The 16,353-nt window shown below is 66.8% G+C and carries 14 protein-coding genes; 9 read left to right on the forward strand and 5 right to left on the reverse strand.

All coding sequences use genetic code 11. The features are described 5' to 3' along the window. The 3 genes from PMI14_RS19580 to PMI14_RS19590 all read left to right on the forward strand — a co-directional run. On the forward strand, positions 1 to 3,669 hold a 3,669-nt coding region (locus PMI14_RS19580), incomplete at its 5' end, for a response regulator (RefSeq protein ID WP_007857056.1). A 17-nt stretch (positions 3,670 to 3,686) separates the two neighbouring features. After that, the gene (locus PMI14_RS19585) at positions 3,687 to 5,471 is read left to right on the forward strand and encodes a response regulator (RefSeq protein WP_158279166.1); all 1,785 of its coding nucleotides are present in this window, start codon (positions 3,687 to 3,689) and stop codon (positions 5,469 to 5,471) included. 49 nt (positions 5,472 to 5,520) lie between these two features. Further along, on the forward strand, positions 5,521 to 6,576 hold the full coding sequence (locus tag PMI14_RS19590; RefSeq protein WP_007857058.1) for an aminoglycoside phosphotransferase family protein: 1,056 nt from the start codon (positions 5,521 to 5,523) through the stop codon (positions 6,574 to 6,576). Positions 6,577 to 6,635: 59 nt separating this feature from the next. Here PMI14_RS19590 and PMI14_RS19595 read toward each other — a convergent pair whose 3' ends face one another. From PMI14_RS19595 to PMI14_RS19610, 4 genes are all read right to left on the reverse strand, one after another. Then, positions 6,636 to 7,151 (reverse strand): hypothetical protein, encoded by a 516-nt coding sequence (locus tag PMI14_RS19595; protein WP_007857059.1) that lies wholly within the window; start codon positions 7,149 to 7,151, stop codon positions 6,636 to 6,638. 183 nt (positions 7,152 to 7,334) lie between these two features. Beyond that, positions 7,335 to 7,955 carry a TetR/AcrR family transcriptional regulator gene (locus tag PMI14_RS19600; protein WP_007857060.1) on the reverse strand — a complete coding sequence of 207 codons (621 nt, stop codon included), beginning with the start codon at positions 7,953 to 7,955 and terminating at the stop codon, positions 7,335 to 7,337. Then, positions 7,952 to 8,356 (reverse strand): DoxX family protein, encoded by a 405-nt coding sequence (locus PMI14_RS19605; RefSeq protein WP_007857061.1) that lies wholly within the window; start codon positions 8,354 to 8,356, stop codon positions 7,952 to 7,954. Before PMI14_RS19605 ends, PMI14_RS19600 begins: the two co-directional genes overlap by 4 nt. Before the next feature lie 132 nt (positions 8,357 to 8,488). Continuing rightward, positions 8,489 to 9,367 carry a LysR family transcriptional regulator gene (locus PMI14_RS19610; protein ID WP_007857062.1) on the reverse strand — a complete coding sequence of 293 codons (879 nt, stop codon included), beginning with the start codon at positions 9,365 to 9,367 and terminating at the stop codon, positions 8,489 to 8,491. Positions 9,368 to 9,476: 109 nt separating this feature from the next. On the opposite strand from PMI14_RS19610, the gene PMI14_RS19615 reads away from it, so the two are divergent. The 6 genes from PMI14_RS19615 to PMI14_RS19640 all read left to right on the forward strand — a co-directional run bounded on the left by PMI14_RS19615 (position 9,477) and on the right by PMI14_RS19640 (position 15,511). After that, a complete protein-coding gene (locus tag PMI14_RS19615) occupies positions 9,477 to 10,262 on the forward strand; it encodes an SDR family NAD(P)-dependent oxidoreductase (protein ID WP_007857063.1) in 786 nt (261 codons plus the stop codon). 91 nt (positions 10,263 to 10,353) lie between these two features. Next, positions 10,354 to 10,971 carry a nitroreductase family protein gene (locus tag PMI14_RS19620; RefSeq protein WP_007857064.1) on the forward strand — a complete coding sequence of 206 codons (618 nt, stop codon included), beginning with the start codon at positions 10,354 to 10,356 and terminating at the stop codon, positions 10,969 to 10,971. A 221-nt stretch (positions 10,972 to 11,192) separates the two neighbouring features. Further along, the gene (locus tag PMI14_RS19625; RefSeq protein ID WP_007857065.1) at positions 11,193 to 12,599 is read left to right on the forward strand and encodes an amidase; all 1,407 of its coding nucleotides are present in this window, start codon (positions 11,193 to 11,195) and stop codon (positions 12,597 to 12,599) included. A gap of 198 nt (positions 12,600 to 12,797) precedes the next feature. Then, on the forward strand, positions 12,798 to 13,748 hold the full coding sequence (locus tag PMI14_RS19630; protein ID WP_007857066.1) for a ring-cleaving dioxygenase: 951 nt from the start codon (positions 12,798 to 12,800) through the stop codon (positions 13,746 to 13,748). Positions 13,749 to 13,769: 21 nt separating this feature from the next. Then, positions 13,770 to 14,888 carry an iron-containing alcohol dehydrogenase gene (locus tag PMI14_RS19635; protein WP_007857067.1) on the forward strand — a complete coding sequence of 373 codons (1,119 nt, stop codon included), beginning with the start codon at positions 13,770 to 13,772 and terminating at the stop codon, positions 14,886 to 14,888. Positions 14,889 to 15,097: 209 nt separating this feature from the next. Continuing rightward, entirely contained in the window at positions 15,098 to 15,511 is a 414-nt protein-coding gene (locus PMI14_RS19640) for a hypothetical protein (RefSeq protein ID WP_007857068.1), read from the forward strand. Between the two features lie 22 nt (positions 15,512 to 15,533). Here the strand turns inward: PMI14_RS19640 and PMI14_RS19645 are convergent. After that, a partial coding sequence (locus PMI14_RS19645; protein WP_007857069.1) for a hypothetical protein occupies positions 15,534 to 16,353 on the reverse strand: 820 nt, incomplete at its 5' end.

The following is a 16,353-nucleotide window of genomic DNA, read 5'->3' on the forward strand; positions in this document are numbered from 1 at the left end:
GACCTCTCCAAGAAGATCACGGTGGACGTGCGCGGCGAGATCCTGCAGCTCAAGGAGACCATCAACACCATGGTCGACCAGCTGCGCTCCTTTGCCTCCGAGGTGACGCGCGTGGCGCGCGAGGTGGGCACCGAGGGCCGCCTGGGCGTGCAGGCCGTGGTGCCCGGCGTGGCCGGCACCTGGAAGGACCTGACCGACTCGGTCAACACCATGGGCGCCAACCTCACCAGCCAGGTGCGCAACATCGCCGAGGTGACCACCGCCGTGGCGCGCGGCGACCTGAACCGCAAGATCACCGTGGACGTGAACGGCGAAATCCTGGAGCTCAAGAACACCATCAACACCATGGTGGACCAGCTCAACGGCTTTGCCAGCGAGGTGACGCGCGTGGCGCGCGAGGTGGGCACCGAGGGCAAGCTCGGCGGCCAGGCCGCGGTGCCCGGCGTGGCCGGCACCTGGAAGGACCTGACCGACAACGTGAACTTCATGGCCAGCAACCTGACCGAGCAGGTGCGTGGCATCGTCAAGGTGGTGACCGCCGTGGCCGACGGCAACCTGAGCCAGCGCCTGACGGTGCAGGCCAAGGGCGAGGTGGCGGCGCTGGCCGACACCATCAACGGCATGACCGACACCCTGGCCACCTTTGCCGACCAGGTGACCAACGTGGCGCGCGAGGTGGGCGTGGACGGCCGGCTGGGCGGCCAGGCCAACGTGCCCGGCGCGGCCGGCACCTGGAAGGACCTGACCGGCAACGTCAACCTGCTGGCGGCCAACCTCACCACCCAGGTGCGCGCCATCGCCGAGGTGGCCACCGCGGTGACCAAGGGCGACCTTACGCGCTCCATCCAGGTCGATGCCAAGGGCGAGGTGTCCGAGCTCAAGGACAACATCAACACCATGATCTCCAACCTGCGCGAGACCACCGAGCGCAACCGCGAGCAGGACTGGCTCAAGACCAACCTGGCGCGCTTCACCGGCATGCTGCAGGGCCAGCGCGAGCTCACCACGGTGGGCAAGCTGCTGCTGTCGGAGCTGGCGCCACTGGTCGATGCCCACCAGGGCACGGTCTACCACCTGGACGGCCAGGACGGGGCCGGGGGCGCTCTGGCGCGGCTGTCGGGCTATGCCCAGGTGGGCCAGGCGCGGCTGGCCGAGCGGCTGGCCCTGGGCGAAGGCCTGGTGGGCCAGTGCGCGGTGGAGCAAAAGCGCATCCTGCTGACCGGCGTGTCGCCCGATTTCATCCGCATCGGCTCCAGCCTGGGCGAGGCGCAGCGCGTGAACGTGGTGGTGCTGCCGGTGCTGTTCGAGAACCAGACCAAGGCGGTGATCGAGCTGGCCTCGCTGCACCCCTTCACCGCGGTGAACCTGAACTTCCTGGACCAGCTGGCGCTGAACATCGGGGCCGTGATCAACACCATCGAGGCGACCATGCGCACCGAAGGCCTGCTCACCCAGTCGCAGCAGCTCACCGCCGAGCTGCAGTCGCGCCAGAGCGAGCTGCAGCAGACCAACGAGGAGCTGGGCACCAAGGCGCGCCTGCTGGCCGAGCAGAACGCCGAGGTCGAGCGCAAGAACACCGAGGTCGAGCAGGCGCGCGGGGCGCTGGAAGAAAAGGCCTCGGAGCTGGCGCTGACCTCCAAGTACAAGTCGGAGTTCCTGGCCAACATGTCGCACGAGCTGCGCACGCCGCTCAACTCCATCCTCATCCTGAGCCAGCAGCTGGCCGAGAACGGCGCGCGCAACCTCTCGCCCAAGCAGATCGAGTTCTCGCGCAACATCAACTCCTCGGGCACCGACCTGCTGCACCTGATCAACGACATCCTGGACCTGTCCAAGATCGAATCGGGCACGGTCACGGTGGACGTGGAGGAGATCAGCTTCGCGGCGCTGCGCGACAACATCGACCGCAACTTCCGCCATGTGGCCGAGGCCAAGAACCTGCCGTTCCACATCCGCTTCGAGCGCGACCTGCCGCGCTCCATGGCCAGCGACCCCAAGCGCCTGCAGCAGATCCTGAAGAACCTGTTGTCCAACGCGGTCAAGTTCACGAGCCAGGGCCAGGTCGAGGTGCGCGTGGGCATCGCCAAGGTCGGCTGGACGCCCGAGCACCCGGTGCTGCGCCAGGCGCAGCAGGTGGTGGCCTTCGCGGTGGAGGATACCGGCATCGGCGTGGCGCCCGAGAAGCAGCGGCTCATCTTCGAGGCCTTCCAGCAGGCCGATGCCGGCACCTCGCGCAAGTACGGTGGCACCGGCCTGGGCCTGGCCATCAGCCGCGAGCTGGCGGTGCTGCTGGGCGGCGAGATCCGGCTGACCAGCGTCTTCGGCCAGGGCAGCGTGTTCACCCTGTACCTGCCCCTGGAGCATGTGGACGGCGAGAGCACCGGGCCGCGCGGGCCGGCTGAGCTGGCCGAGCAGGCCCCGAGCCGCGCGCTGGCCACGCTGGGCGGCCTGCGCGAGGAGCAGGTGGCCGACGACCGCGAGGCCATCATCCCGCAGGACCAGGTGCTGCTGATCATCGAGGACGACCCGCACTACGCGCGCATCCTGCTGGGCCTGGCGCGCGAGCACGGCTTCAAGGGCATCGTCGCCAACAAGGGCGCGCTGGGCCTGGCGCTGGCGCGCGAGTACCGGCCGGCGGCCGTGTGCCTGGACATCTTCCTGCCCGACATGCTGGGCTGGACGGTGCTCAACCAGCTCAAGCTCGACCCGGCGCTGCGCCACATCCCGGTGCAGATCATCACCCAGGAGGAGGAGCGCCAGCACGGGCTGTCGCACGGCGCCTTTGCCTACCTGGTCAAGGGCCCCACCACCACCGGCCTGGAGGCGGCGTTTGGCCGCATCAAGGACTTCATCGTGCCGCGCACCAAGCGCCTGCTGGTGGTCGAGGACAACGATATCGAGCGCGCAGCCGTGCTCGAGCTGCTGGGCAACGACGACATCGAGATCGTGCCCGCCCCGAGCGGCGGCGAGGCGCTGCAGGCGCTCCGGGCCGAGCCCTTCGACTGCGTGGTGCTGGACCTGCGCCTGCCCGACATGAGCGGCTTCGAGCTGCTCGAGCAGGTGCGCGCCGAGCCGGCCTGGTCGCAACTGCCGGTGGTGGTGTTCACCGGCAAGGACCTGAGCCGCAGCGAGCAGGAGCGGCTGCAGGCGCTGTCGCGCAGCATCATCCTCAAGGACGTGCAGTCGCCCGAGCGCCTGCTCGACGAGACCGCGCTCTTTTTGCACCGGGTGATCACCGAGCTGCCGCCCGACAAGCAGGCCATGCTCGAGCGCCTGCACAACTCGTCGGACGCGCTGCGCGGGCGCAAGGTGCTGGTGGTGGACGACGATGCGCGCAACATCTTCGCGCTGACCTCGGTGCTGGAGAACCATGCCGTGGAGGTCATCAGTGCCACCAACGGCCGCCAGGCCATCGAGATCATCGACCGCACGCCCGAGCTGTCGATGGTGCTGATGGACATCATGATGCCGGAGATGGATGGCTACGAGACCATGCGCGAGATCCGCAAGGACCGCCGCTTCGGCACGCTGCCCATCCTGGCGCTCACGGCCAAGGCCATGAAGGGCGACCGCGAGAAATGCCTGGAGGCCGGTGCCAGCGACTACATCGCCAAGCCGGTGAACACCAACCAGCTGCTCTCGCTGATGCGCGTATGGCTGCACCGCTGAGCCAGGGCCCGATGACCATGTTCCCAGCGTCCCCCGACCTCCCGGCACCCCTGTCGCCCCTGGCAACTGCCGTGCCCGCCGCCATCGCGGCGCAGGATGGCGGCAGCGGGCCTGTGCCCGAGGCGGGCCCCGGCGTGCCCGTGAAGATCCTGGTGGTGGACGACGAGCCCTCGAACCTGGCCGTGATGGAGGCGGTGTTCCAGGATTCGGGCTACAGCCTGGTGTACGCCTCGTCGGGCTCCGAGGCGCTGATGGCGCTGATGAACCACGAGTTCGCGGTGCTGGTGCTGGACGTGAACATGCCGGACATGACCGGCTTCGAGCTGGCGCAGCTGATCAAGCAGCGCAAGAAGACGGCGCACGTGCCCATCATCTTCCTGACCGCCTACTTCAACGACGACCGGCATGTCGTCGAAGGCTACGGCAGCGGCGCCGTGGACTACCTGCACAAGCCCTTCAACGTGGGCGTGCTGCGCTCCAAGGTGGCCATCTTCGCCGACCTGTACCGTAAGACCCTGGCGCTGGAGCAACTGAACCAGGCCCTGGTGCAGGAGGTCGCGGAACGCGGCGCCGCCGAGGAGCAGCTGCGCCTGCTCAACGAAACCCTGGAGCGCCGGGTGCAGGAGCGCACCCATGCGCTGCAGCTGCGCGACGCGCAGCTGCGCGAGGCCGACCGGCGCAAGGACGAGTTCCTGGCCACGCTGGCGCACGAGCTGCGCAACCCGCTGGCTCCCGTGAGCTACGCGCTCAGGCTGCTGCGCCTGAAGGGCGAGCAGGCGCCGCATGTCGAGCGCGCGGCCGACCTCATCGACCGGCAGGTCAAGTCCATGAGCCGGCTGATCGACGACCTCATGGACGTGAGCCGCATCAACCAGGGCAAGATCCAGCTGCACAGCAGCCGCGTGGCGCTGGCCGGCATTCTGCAGGACGCCATCGACGCGGCGCGGCCCATGATCGACGAGCAAAAGCACACGTTGGAGATGCAGCTGCCGCCCGCGTCGCTCACGCTCGACGGCGACCCGACGCGCCTGGCCCAGGTGTTCATGAACCTGCTGCTCAACGCCGCCAAGTACATGGATGCCGGCGGGCGCATCGAGCTGTCGGTCGACACCTCGGCCGAGGAGGCCCGGGTCACGCTGACCGACCAGGGCATCGGCATCGCGCCGGGCCGCCTGGAAAAAGTGTTTGAGATGTTCTCGCAGGAGGAGGCCGCCCTGTCGCGCTCGCGCGGCGGCCTGGGGATCGGCCTGGCCCTCACGCGGCGCCTGATCGAGCTGCATGGCGGCGCGATTGCGGCCTTCAGCGAGGGCGTGGGCCGCGGCAGCTCCTTCGTGGTGCGCCTGCCCCTGGTCGGCCCGGCCGAGCGGGCGGCCGTGGCGTTGAACGCCGGTGCCGCGCAGGGCGCCCGCGCGGCGGCGCCGCTGCGCATCCTGGTGGCCGACGACAACCAGGACGCGGCCGACGCGCTGGCCGAGCTGCTGGGCGCGCTGGGCCACACGGTGCACTGCGTCTACGATGGCGAGGCCGCGGTCGAGGCGGCGCGGCACTTCGATCCCGAGCTGGTGCTGCTGGACATCGGCATGCCCCGGCTCAACGGCTACGAAGCCTGCCGCGCCATCCGCGCCCTCGGGGGCCGAAGCCTGCTGCAGCTGTGGGCCATCACCGGCTGGGGGCAGGCGCAGGACATGCGCTGGGCGCGCGAGGCCGGCTTCGACCACCACCTGGTCAAGCCGGTCAGCCCCGATACGCTGATCGGCATGCTCGCCGACGCGGCACCGGCCCGGCCCGCAGCGGCGGGCTGAGTGGGCGTCGGCGACAATCACCTGCCGACCACCAGACCCCAGGGAACCATTGGACCCCACCATCCTCGCGCGCCTGCTGGCGCCGGCCTTTCTGGCCGAACACATGGCGCGTCAACCGGCGTGTCACCTGGCGCTGCAGGGCGCCACGCTGCGCTCTGCAACCCCCCGGGAGATCGATGCCCCAGGCTACCTCTCCGACCTGACGGGCGTGGTGCTGGACTGGGGCGATGCAGTCGCCGGCGTCCCGGCACGCGCCGTGCTCAAGGTATCGCACCCCGGCTTCGGCCAGCCGGAGCTGCCGTTCTACGAGACCATTGCTGCGCGCCTCGCCAGCCCGGTGATCCCCCGCTTCTACGCCGGTGGCGTGGACGAAGCCACGGGACGCACCTGGCTGCTGATGGAGGACCTGTCGGAGTCGCACCAGCGCCCCAGCGAGGCGCCGCTGCCGCCGACCCTGGCACGCAATGCGCAGATCGTCGAGGCGCTGGCGCGCTTTCATGCCGCCGGCCGGGATGCCGGCCAGGCGCCGGGCACGGGTGGCACCACATTGTGGGAGCGCCTGCGCGCATCGGATTGGCAGGACGGCGCCTGGCAGCGCCTGCAGGCCCAGGCCGGTGATGCACTGGACGAACGCACGCGGGGCATGTACGCCCAGTTCCTGCGCGGGTTTGCGGCCCTGGTGGAGCGCGCCGACCGGCTCTCCCAGCGCACCTGGGTCCACGGCGACGCCCACGTCTGGAACTGGATGGTGCCGCGCGAGGGCAACGCCGCCGGGGTGGCCAAGCTCATCGACTGGGATGGCTGGCACCTGGGTGTGGGCGTGTGGGATCTCTCGTACATGATGGCGGTGCAGTGGGACCGCAGCGTGCGTGCGCGCTTTGAGATGCCGCTGCTCGACCGCTACCATGCAGCGCTCGTGGCCAGCGGGGTGGGCGACTATTCACGCGAGACCCTGCAGCAGGACTACCGGCTCGCGGTGCTGCTGCACCTGCGCACGCCCCTGGCGCGCTTTGCGCGGGGCATGTCGGCCTATGTCTGGTGGCCCCAGATCGGCCGTGTTGCCGATGCGGTGGAAGACCTGGGCTGCCTGGATTTGATGGGATGAAGCACGCCCCACAGGCGCACAGGCGCTGCCGGGGGATCCATTCCTGGTCTCGGCGGCGATCATGGCGGTTTGCGGGGGGCTCCTGGTCGGGCGGTGGGCGGCGCGGGGGCGGCTTGCGGGCTGAAGACCGGCCGGCGCCCGAGGCCCGGCCCGCCCTGGCTTGCTCTCTGCGCCTTTGGCAGAGCGATCCTCCACACCACCAGGCCGCCCGCCGCGAACGACGCTGCAACCGCCGTGGAAGCCAGGGCACCGGTCCCCAGGGCGAGAAGGCCTGCGCCCACCAGGGCCGCCGGCAGGCCTGTCGCCACCGGCCAGCGCAGCAGGCGCAGCCGCGCCAGCAGGTAGAAAAGCACTGCATGGGCTGCCGCCACCACCAGGTACAGCACGGGCCAGGCCATCAGGGTCGTGGTGATCGTGTGCGTGTAGCCGTCGTCGGGCGTGCCATCGGGCAGCAGCAAGGGCAGCGTGGCGAACTCGATCAACACGGCCAGCAAGGGCACCAACAGCGCCACGGCCGATCCTGCCAGCACGGCCTGGGTGAAACGGGTAAGAAAGGAGCGGGGTCGTGCTGGCATCGCTGCGAGGCTGCGAAAGTCCGGTGGAATGGTGCACGATTGTTGCGTGCCGTGTCGCCATCCCTATGAGGTGGGTGTGAAGTTTTTGCCGAAGGCCGGTTCGGTGCGCTAGTCGTGCCCACATGCACATCCACATCACCGGCGCCTCAGGCTGCGGCACCACCACCCTGGGGCAGGCCTCGCCTACGCCCGCCGGTAGTGCGAGCGGAAGACCGCGATACCGTGCCGCACGCGCCGCGTGATGTCGGTGGGGCTCAGCAACGCCGCGGCACCCAGCCGCACTTGCAGGCCGATCAATCCCAGCCAGAGCCCTGACAGGTCGGCAGCCGCCTGGCTCGTGTCAGGTATCGACAGCTCCCGCCTGGCGTCTGGCGACTCCAGGAGCTGCATCAGCAGGGCGTGCCAGCGGCCCGGGCCTGCATCGAAGAAGCGGTTGGGCAGTGTCGGGTCGTTGCGCGCACCGTGTGCGATGAGCCGGTCCCACCCGGCGATGTCCTTGTCGAGGCCAAAGCGCACATAGCGCTCGCCAAACAACTCCAGCCGCTCGGTGAACCCAAGGTCCTCGTGAACGATGCTGTCGGCAATGATGGCGGCCGACTCCCTTTGGATGACCGCTTCGATCAGCTCGTTCTTGTCGGCAAAGTTGGCGTACAGAGTCGCTTTCGCCACGCCCGCGCTGGCCACCACCTCGTCGGTCGTGACCTCCACGCCGCGCTCGAGGAACAGCTGTCGGGCTGCGTCCAGAATGGCTTGCCGCTTGGCACCGTCCTTGGGGCGCCCCCGTTTGCCGACAGGTTCGGTCATCGCTTGGCCAGGTAGATTGCCGCCAGCAGCAGCCCGCCAGCGACGGTGATGTGTTCCAGCGCAATGTGGAACTCGGCGGTCTTGCGGGGCTCGTCGAACGTCCAGAACGCATGCCCGAAGGGAATGGTCAGCAGCGTGAACACCGCCAGCCCCACGGCGCCCACCCACCCAAGGCCCTGGAAATTGGTGATGACCAGGGCAGAGCCCAGGATCTGGGTCGCAATGGTCGCCACAGCGAACGCCACGGGAACGGGGAGTTTTTCGTTGACCATTTCCTGCACGATGGCGCTGAAGTTGAACACACCATACAAGCCCGCCATCCAGAACAGCGTGGTGAGGACGATGCGCGCCAGAAGTGCGCTGATGGGGCTGTCGACGATAGCAGATGCAAGGGTTGTCATGGCGATGGGCAAGTTAATTTAACAGACTGGAAAGTCTAGCAATTAATTTGCAGACTGAATAGTATGGAAAATTGCCTTTGCAGGGGTGAGGGCACCTCAAGCCGGCACCCCTTGCTCCGTCACTGCAGAGTGCTATGCCAGCGCCTGGGCCAGAAAGTCGAGCAGGGCAGTCACGCGGCGGCTTGGGAATCCACCCTGGTGCACGGCGTACAGATCCACCGGCCCGGCGTCGAAATCCTCCAGCACCCGCTCCAGCGTGCCTTCCTCAAGCTCCTTCTTGACGTCGCAGGAATTCTTGAAGGTCACCCCGATGCCCTGGTTTGCCCAGTACCTGAGCAGGTCGCCATCGCTGCCTTGGCGGTCGCCCCGCACCTTGACGTGAAACAGGCGGCCATCCTCCCGGAACGGCCAGGCCACCAAGGGTGCTCCGGGGCGCGCCAGCACCAGGCAGTTGTGGTCCGCCAGTTCGCTGGGGTGGCGCGGGCGGCCCCTGCTGTCCCAGTAGGCCGGGGTTGCACAGACCAGGCGCCTGCCAGGCATCAGCAGCCGTGCGCGGTAGCCTGAATCCGGCAAGGGGCCATAGCGCAGGGCCACATCGATGTGGTCTTCGATCAGGTCGAGGTTGCTGTCGCTCAGCAGCAGGGTGAGCGACACCTCGCCATGCAGGGCCTGGAAGGTGTCCAGCAACGGCAGCAGCTGCGCCCGGCCGAAGTCGTTGGTCGACGTCAGTCGAATGGGGCCTGAAAGCACGCGGTCCTGCCCCAGCCCGCTCAGGCTTGCATCCCACTCGGCAACGATGCGCCGTGCATCGCCAAGCAGCACTTCGCCCTCATGCGTGAGTGCGAGCTGGCGGGTCGAGCGCGCCATGAGCCGCGTCTGGAATTCCAGCTCCAACTGGTTTACCGCCAGGCTCACCGTGGACACGGCAATCGACCGCTGCCGGGCGACGGACGAAAAACTACCACTCTCGGCCACCGCCACGTACAGGCGCAGCGCATCAATGCGATCCATTTTTTGAGTTTCTCAAAAAGTAATTTGCAAGTTAGATGGATTGTGCGCCGGAAGGCGGGTAAATACCATGGATGCACCTCCTACACATAGCGCCCCTGGCGTCCACAACATGCACATCCAATTCAAAAACCGCAAGGTTCTGGTGACCGGCTCGACCCACGGCATCGGCCTGGCCACTGCGCGCGGCTTTCTCGATGCCGGGGCCACGGTGGTCATCAATGGCCGCACCCAGGAGGGCGTCGACGCGGCGCTCAAGCGGCTGGGGGGCAACGCGCGGGCCTCTGGCTTCGTGGGCGACCTGTCCCAGTCACAGGCTGCCGATCACCTTCGGCAAGAACATGCGGATTTCGACATCCTGGTGAACAACCTGGGGGTGTTCGGACCCCAGGACTTCTTTGAAACACCCGACAGCGAGTGGGACCGTTTCTTCCAGACCAACGTGATGTCCGGCGTGCGGCTGTCGAGGCAGTATGCGCAGGGGATGGTGCAGCGCGGCTGGGGCCGCATCGTCTTCATATCGTCCGAGTCCGCGCTCAACATTCCGTCGGACATGGTGCATTACGGCTTCACCAAGACGGCTCAACTGGCCGTGTCCCGCGGCCTGGCAAAACGCCTGGCCGGCACGGGGGTCACGGTCAATGCCGTCCTGCCAGGGCCGACCCTGTCGGAGGGGGTTGCAGAGATGTTCCAGGCCGAAGTGCAGCGCACCGGCGCCTCCCTCGAACAGGTCGCGGCCGACTTCATTGCGACCCACCGGTCCTCTTCCATCATCCGCCGCGCAGCCCATGTGGACGAGGTGGCCAACATGGTGATCTACGTCAGCTCCGAGCAGGCGTCGGCCACGACAGGTGCTGCACTGCGGGTCGACGGCGGCGTCGTCGACAGCATTGTCTAGGCATCACCCTCCACACCCATTTCTCTCGCCATCGAAGCGGCGCACCGGGCGCGCTTCGGTATTCCTTCGTCCTTTCAATGGAAAGAAAACCATGTCTGAAGCCGTCATCCACGCCATCGAAGCCCAGCGCACCACCAACCTGTTCGATCCCACCCACCGCCTCCAGGACGCGGAAATCGCGGAACTCGTGCGGCTCGCCACCTTGGCGCCCAGCTCCTTCAACCTGCAGAACTGGCGCTTCATCGCCGTGCGAACCCCCGACGCACAGGCCCGCCTGCGCAAGATCTCCTGGGACCAGGCAAAGATCACCGACGCGGCGGTGACCTTCATCGTGGTCGGCAAGATGCCCGACTTCCAGAGCCTTGCAGACCGCCTGGCCCCGGCGGTGTCGGCGGGCTTCTTCCCGGCCGACATGGTGCCGGGCTGGCAGGGGGCCGCCAAAAGCCTCTACGACGGGCAGCCCCAGCGCTCCCGCGACGAAGCCGTGCGCACCGCCACCTTTGGCGCCGCCACGCTCACCCAGGCGGCCCAGGCAAAAGGATGGGGCACGGCCCCGATGATCGGCTTCGATGCCGAGGCGGTTGCCCGCGAGTTCAGCCTGCGGGCGGATGAGGTACCAGTGCTGCTGCTGGCCGTTGGCAAGGCCTTGCCGACCAACTGGCCACGCAAGCCGCGGCAGGCTGTGGATCAAGTGCTGGACCTGGTTTGAGTTCTTTTGCGCGGATCAGGCGGGCATCGTTGAGCCGGGTTGCATCCGGTCTGCCGCTGTGCCTGGCGCTGCGCCGGGCACAGCGGCAGGGACCGGAGGGCGATGACCGCCCGCAGCCTCACCTCCATCGGCCAAATCCATCGGCCAAATTTCTGAACGTCGAGTCCTGCCATGCAAGGCCCTGGGCCTGACAGAGACACCGTGATTGCCAACACCATGCCATGAGCAACATCAGCCCTTCCTCCACGCGCTCACCCAGCCTCAGGCAGGCGCAAGCGGCCCTTGCGGCGAGGCAAACCACAGCGCTTGCGCTGACACGGCAAGCGCTTGGGACGGCAGAGAACTGCAAGCACTCCGTCAATGCCTTTTCCGTCATCGCCTGGGACCGTGCCCTCCAGGCCGCAGCCGACAGCGATGTCCGAATCAGCCAGGGCAGGCCGCGACAGCTTGAAGGCTTGCCTATCGCCGTCAAGGATCTGATCGACACCAAGGATGTTGAAACCCACTACGGCTCGCAGGCCTACCTGGGCCACCTGCCCACTGCCGACGCGGACATCGTGCAGGTGCTGGTAGCGCAAGGCGCCATTCCGATAGGCAAGACCACGACGCATGAATTCGCTTGGGGCGTCACGACTTCCAGTGCGGCGTTCGGAAACACGCTGAACCCGCTGGACAGAAGCCGCATCCCAGGGGGCTCCAGTGGCGGGGCGGCGGCAGCCATCGCCTTCGGGGCCATTGCCGCCAGCCTTGGTACAGATACTGGCGGCTCCGTGCGCATTCCTGCTGCACTGTGTGGGGTGGTCGGCTTCAAGCCGACGTTCGGGACGCTGTCCACACGCGGCGTGTTCCCATTGGCGCCAACCCTCGACCACCCCGGCCTTCTTGGAGAAAGCGTCGATGATGTCGCCATCCTCGCAGACGCGCTCCAGATCAAGGCTCCCGGCAGCGGTGCGTGGGTTTCAGCCCGCGTAGGGGTTCTGCGCGAGATTGCGCCCATCCCTCTGAGTCCGGAGGTCGCACGCGCGTTCGACAGCGCCATCGCATGCATCGAGGAGGTGTTTGCATGCGTGAAGTTCGATGCATTGGATCTCTTCGATGCCGTCTACGAGGCGTTTGCCAGCATTGTCCTGACCGAAGGCGCCATCGAGCATTTCAAGCGCAACGACTGGGGGCGCATCGTCACCCATTACGGCGCGCAGACGGTCGAGCGGCTGGAGCGCGCCAAGGCACTGGCCCTTGGCGACTATTCCCAGGCACAGCAAACCCGCCGTCGCTTCGCTGCGCATCTGCGCGAGCGCATGTCGGCCCTCGACTACCTGCTGCTACCGACCTGTCCCTGCACGGCACCGCTGTTGGATGCCCAGTTGACGAGCATCGGCCACTGGTCCGGCACCGTTCGGGAGGCGCTGATGACCTACACAGCTCCCTTCAACATGGCGGGCTTTCCGGCGATCTCGATTCCCCTGGTCGGGGTCGACGGCGCATTGCCCGCGTCGCTGCAGATCGTCGCCCGGCCGGGCCAGGATGGCGCGCTCCTGCAGATCGCGCTGCAGATGGAGCGGATCCTGCGTGGCAAAACACCCTCGCGCCAGCCCCACGGACACCACCAGGAACGCGGGGATGGGTGAGAGACCGAGCCGCCTCGGTGGATGCCCGCCGGCTACCAGCGCAATCGCTGGCCTTCCCAGTAGATCCCCGAGTTTCTGAGATTTCGTTGCTTCACCAAAGCACCGCACCCACCGTGGGCCGTTCATCGGCGCATGGCCGCAACCATTCAAGAAGACTTCATCAAGCAAAGCACTGCCATATTTCAAAAGGAGTTTCCCATGTCAATCATCAAAGGCTTTCACCATTTGACCGCCTGCGTCAGCGGCGCACAGGAAGATGTGGATTTCTACGTCCAGTTGCTGGGGCAGAGCCTCGTCAAGAAGACGGTTCTGCTGGATGGCGAGGAGCCCGTCTACCACCTCTACTATGGCAATGCCCAGGGCGATGCGGGAACGCTGGTGACCTCGTTTCCCTTCAGGCAAAAAGGGGTGAAGGGAAGGCGCGGTTCGGGCCAGATCAAGGTGATCAACTACTCCGTGCCCAAGGGTTCCCTGGACTTCTGGCGCAAGCGCTTCAGCGCGAAGGGCGTCATCTTCCAGGATGAGGTGGCCGAACGCTTTGGCGAATTGCGCCAGCGCTTTCAGCATCCTTGTGGCATCGAATTCGATCTCGTCGCATCGGACCGAGACGCCCGTGCGCCGTGCCTGGCCAGCGACATTCCTCCAGAGTTCGCGATCCGCGGGATACACAGCATCACCTTGTCGCTTCGTGAAGTGGCCGAGTCCGTCGTCTTCATGCAGGACGCGCTGCAGTTCTCGTATGCGGGCGAGTCGGGTCCTTACCACCGCTTCGAGACTGCCGGCGGCACGCCCGGCACCATCGTCGAATTCCTGCATGAGCCTGATCGACTGCAGGGGTCGTCGATCTACGGCGAAGGAACCATTCACCATGTGGCCTTCGCGGTGGACAACGTGGAGCAGCAAATGGTCATCAAGGAACGCTTGATGTCGATGGGCTACATCGACACCTCCGAGTCGGTCAATCGCAACTACTTCCGTTCGATGTACTTCAAGATGCCCGGCGGTGTGATGTTCGAGGCGGCCACCACAGACATCGGGTTCGCCATCGACGAAGAGCCTGGCCACTTTGGAGCCGACTTTCAGCTCCCTCCCTGGCTTCGCGAACGCAAGCAGGAGCTGCTTGCCCGCCTGGAACCGATCACGGTCTGAACACTGAAAGAGCCGACCACAATGGACCAGTACAACTGCCTGCCGCAAGACGGCATCTTCTGGGGCGAGCGCGCGCTGCATGGCACGCTGGGGAGGCTGGATGAGTTTGGGATCAATCATGCGATCACCTTCACCGCCGAGTCCTTGGCAACGCTCCATCAATCCCATGTGCAACCCCATCTGAAGCAAGGGGCTGGCGTCTTCATGGACCTTCCCGCACATGTCCCTGATGTCGCGGTGCGAAAGGGGCTCGACGCCTGCCGGCAATCCGGGGCGCAGTCCATCATCGCGCTGGGGGGCGGGTCCGTGCTCGACGCGGCCAAGGCGGTGTCGCATCTCCATCACGAGAAGACCGGTCGCTTTCTTCCCATCGCAGCGTTGCCGACGACGCTGTCTGGCTCCGAGTTCTCCCACTATTTTGGAATCACCGAAACCGACGGTGTACAGAAATTCAAGCGCAGCCATGCGGTACGCGGGAGCGTTCCGAAGATCGTCGTGATCGACCCCGTGCTCGTGCTGGATACCCCGCGCGCACTGCTCCTGTCCTCTGCCATCAAAAGCATCGATCACGCGATCGAGGGAATGCGCCAGGTCTCCAGTGAGCACCCGCACGCGATCATGGCCGCCAGCGGCGTGGCGCGATTTCTGGGTGTTCTGGAGAGATGGCCCCCGACAATGCAGACCCGCGAGGCGATCGATGCAGGCTTGGTGACGACCAGCGATCTCCTACAGCTTCAATTGGCCGCGTGGCAGTGCTATTTTTCTCCCGCATCGGTCATCTACGGGTTGAGCCACCGGATAGGGCACATCCTTGGCGGTACCTATGGGCTGCCGCACAGCGCGACCTCCTGTATCACGCTCGCGCCAGTCATTCGTGCCTGTGCCGACTTCTATGCAGGCAAGCTTGCCGTCTTTTCCCCCGGCCCTGGAGGCGAGGGCGCTGCAGGGCAACTGGCCAGCAGGATCGCGAGCCTCGTGACCGCGCTCGGTCTTCCTGATCGCGTCAGCGCGTTCGATCTGGACAAGGCCAGGTTGCCCGAGGTCGCGGCACTTCTCACTCACAACTATCCAACAGAGGTCGCCGATCTCGGTTCCGGTGCTACCGCCAAACTCGATGAGTTGCTGGAAAGTCTGTGGTGAAGCAGCGGTGCGGGGCTGGATCTGCGCAACGGGTGACCCGCAGGTCCTCATGCGCCGCGCGAAAGCTACGGCACGTTGGACCATGGCCGATGGGCGCGCCCCTTCTGTTACGAAGACTTGCACGAATTTGAGGGCTTGTGCCACGCGCGGATGGCGCCGGCGCGGCCTATGCGCCTATCCTTCCAGAGACAAAAAAGAGAGGGAATGCAATGATCAAGAAGAGCGCTGCCGTGGCCGCTGTCGCCATCACCGCCGCCATGGCCTGCCTGCTGCCGCAGGCGCATGCACAACAGAGCGCCGTGCGCGACGTTGCCGTCATCGCCGAGTCCGATGGCCCGCAGGCCCAGCGCCTGGGGGCCCTGGTGACGGAGGGCATCCGCAAGAGCAGTTCCATGCGCTACCAGGACGCCGCGGCCAAGGCCCAGATCACGGTGCGCATCGCCACCATGTCGGCGCAGGATGCGGGCTCCATCGTCTATTCCGCGACCTGGGTTTCGACCCGCAAGGATGCCCTCATCGACCGGCAACTGGCCACCTGCGATGTGGAGCGCATCGCAGCGTGCGCCGATGCGGTGGTGGCCAAGACGGATACGGTGCGCGCGTCGCTGGCTGGCAAGAAATAAGCAAGCTGCGAGGCTGCGGCGCTCAATCCGGCTGCAACTCCCGCCCCATCAACACCCGCACCTGCGGCACCCCCTCGCGCGGCCCGGCCTGCACGGCCCGCACCAGCGCGCGCGCCACGTCGGCACCGGGGCGGGCGCGGTAGTTGGCGGGAATGATCGGGTCCAGCAGCTTGAAGGCCTGGATGGAGAGGGACTCGGCGGCGCGCGGCGCCTGGCCCAGGGCCTCGCGTTCGCCCAGCAGCAGGGAAGGGCGCGCGATCACCAGCGTGGCGAAGCCCAGGCTCTTGAGCGCCTGCTCGACCTCGCCCTTGGTGCGGTTGTAGAAGATGCGGGAGTGGGCATCGGCGCCCATGGCCGTGACCACGCCGCAGCGGGTGGCACCGGCCGCCAGGGCGGTGCGTGCCGTGGCGATCACGGCATCCAGGTCCACGGCGCGAAAGGCCTGCTGGCTGCCTGCCGCCTTGATGGTGGTGCCGAGCGTGATGTACACGTCGTTCACATGCTCCGGCAGGCCGGGCACGACGGGCCTTGCGCCCAGCGTGGAGAAGTCCACAGCATGCAGGTGCAGCCGTGGATGGGGTGCAAGGTCCGGTGCGCGCCGGCCCTGGGCATGCAGGACATGCACCTGGGGCGGCGCAGCGCCGGGCGCTGCTGTCGTTGGGTGGTTGTTGTCTGCGGTCGCCGTGGGGCGATCAGCGTCCAAAAGAGCCGCGAGAGCCGCCCGGCCCACGAGACCCGTTGCCCCGGCCACCACCACCACCACCGCCGCCGCCACCGCCACCGCCATAGCCACCACCTCCAGAGTTGCCGCCACGATAGCCGCCACCGCCACGGCGGGCGCC

The sequence above is a fragment of the Acidovorax sp. CF316 genome (assembly GCF_000276605.1).
In the GTDB taxonomy this organism is placed as follows: Bacteria; Pseudomonadota; Gammaproteobacteria; order Burkholderiales; family Burkholderiaceae_C; genus Acidovorax.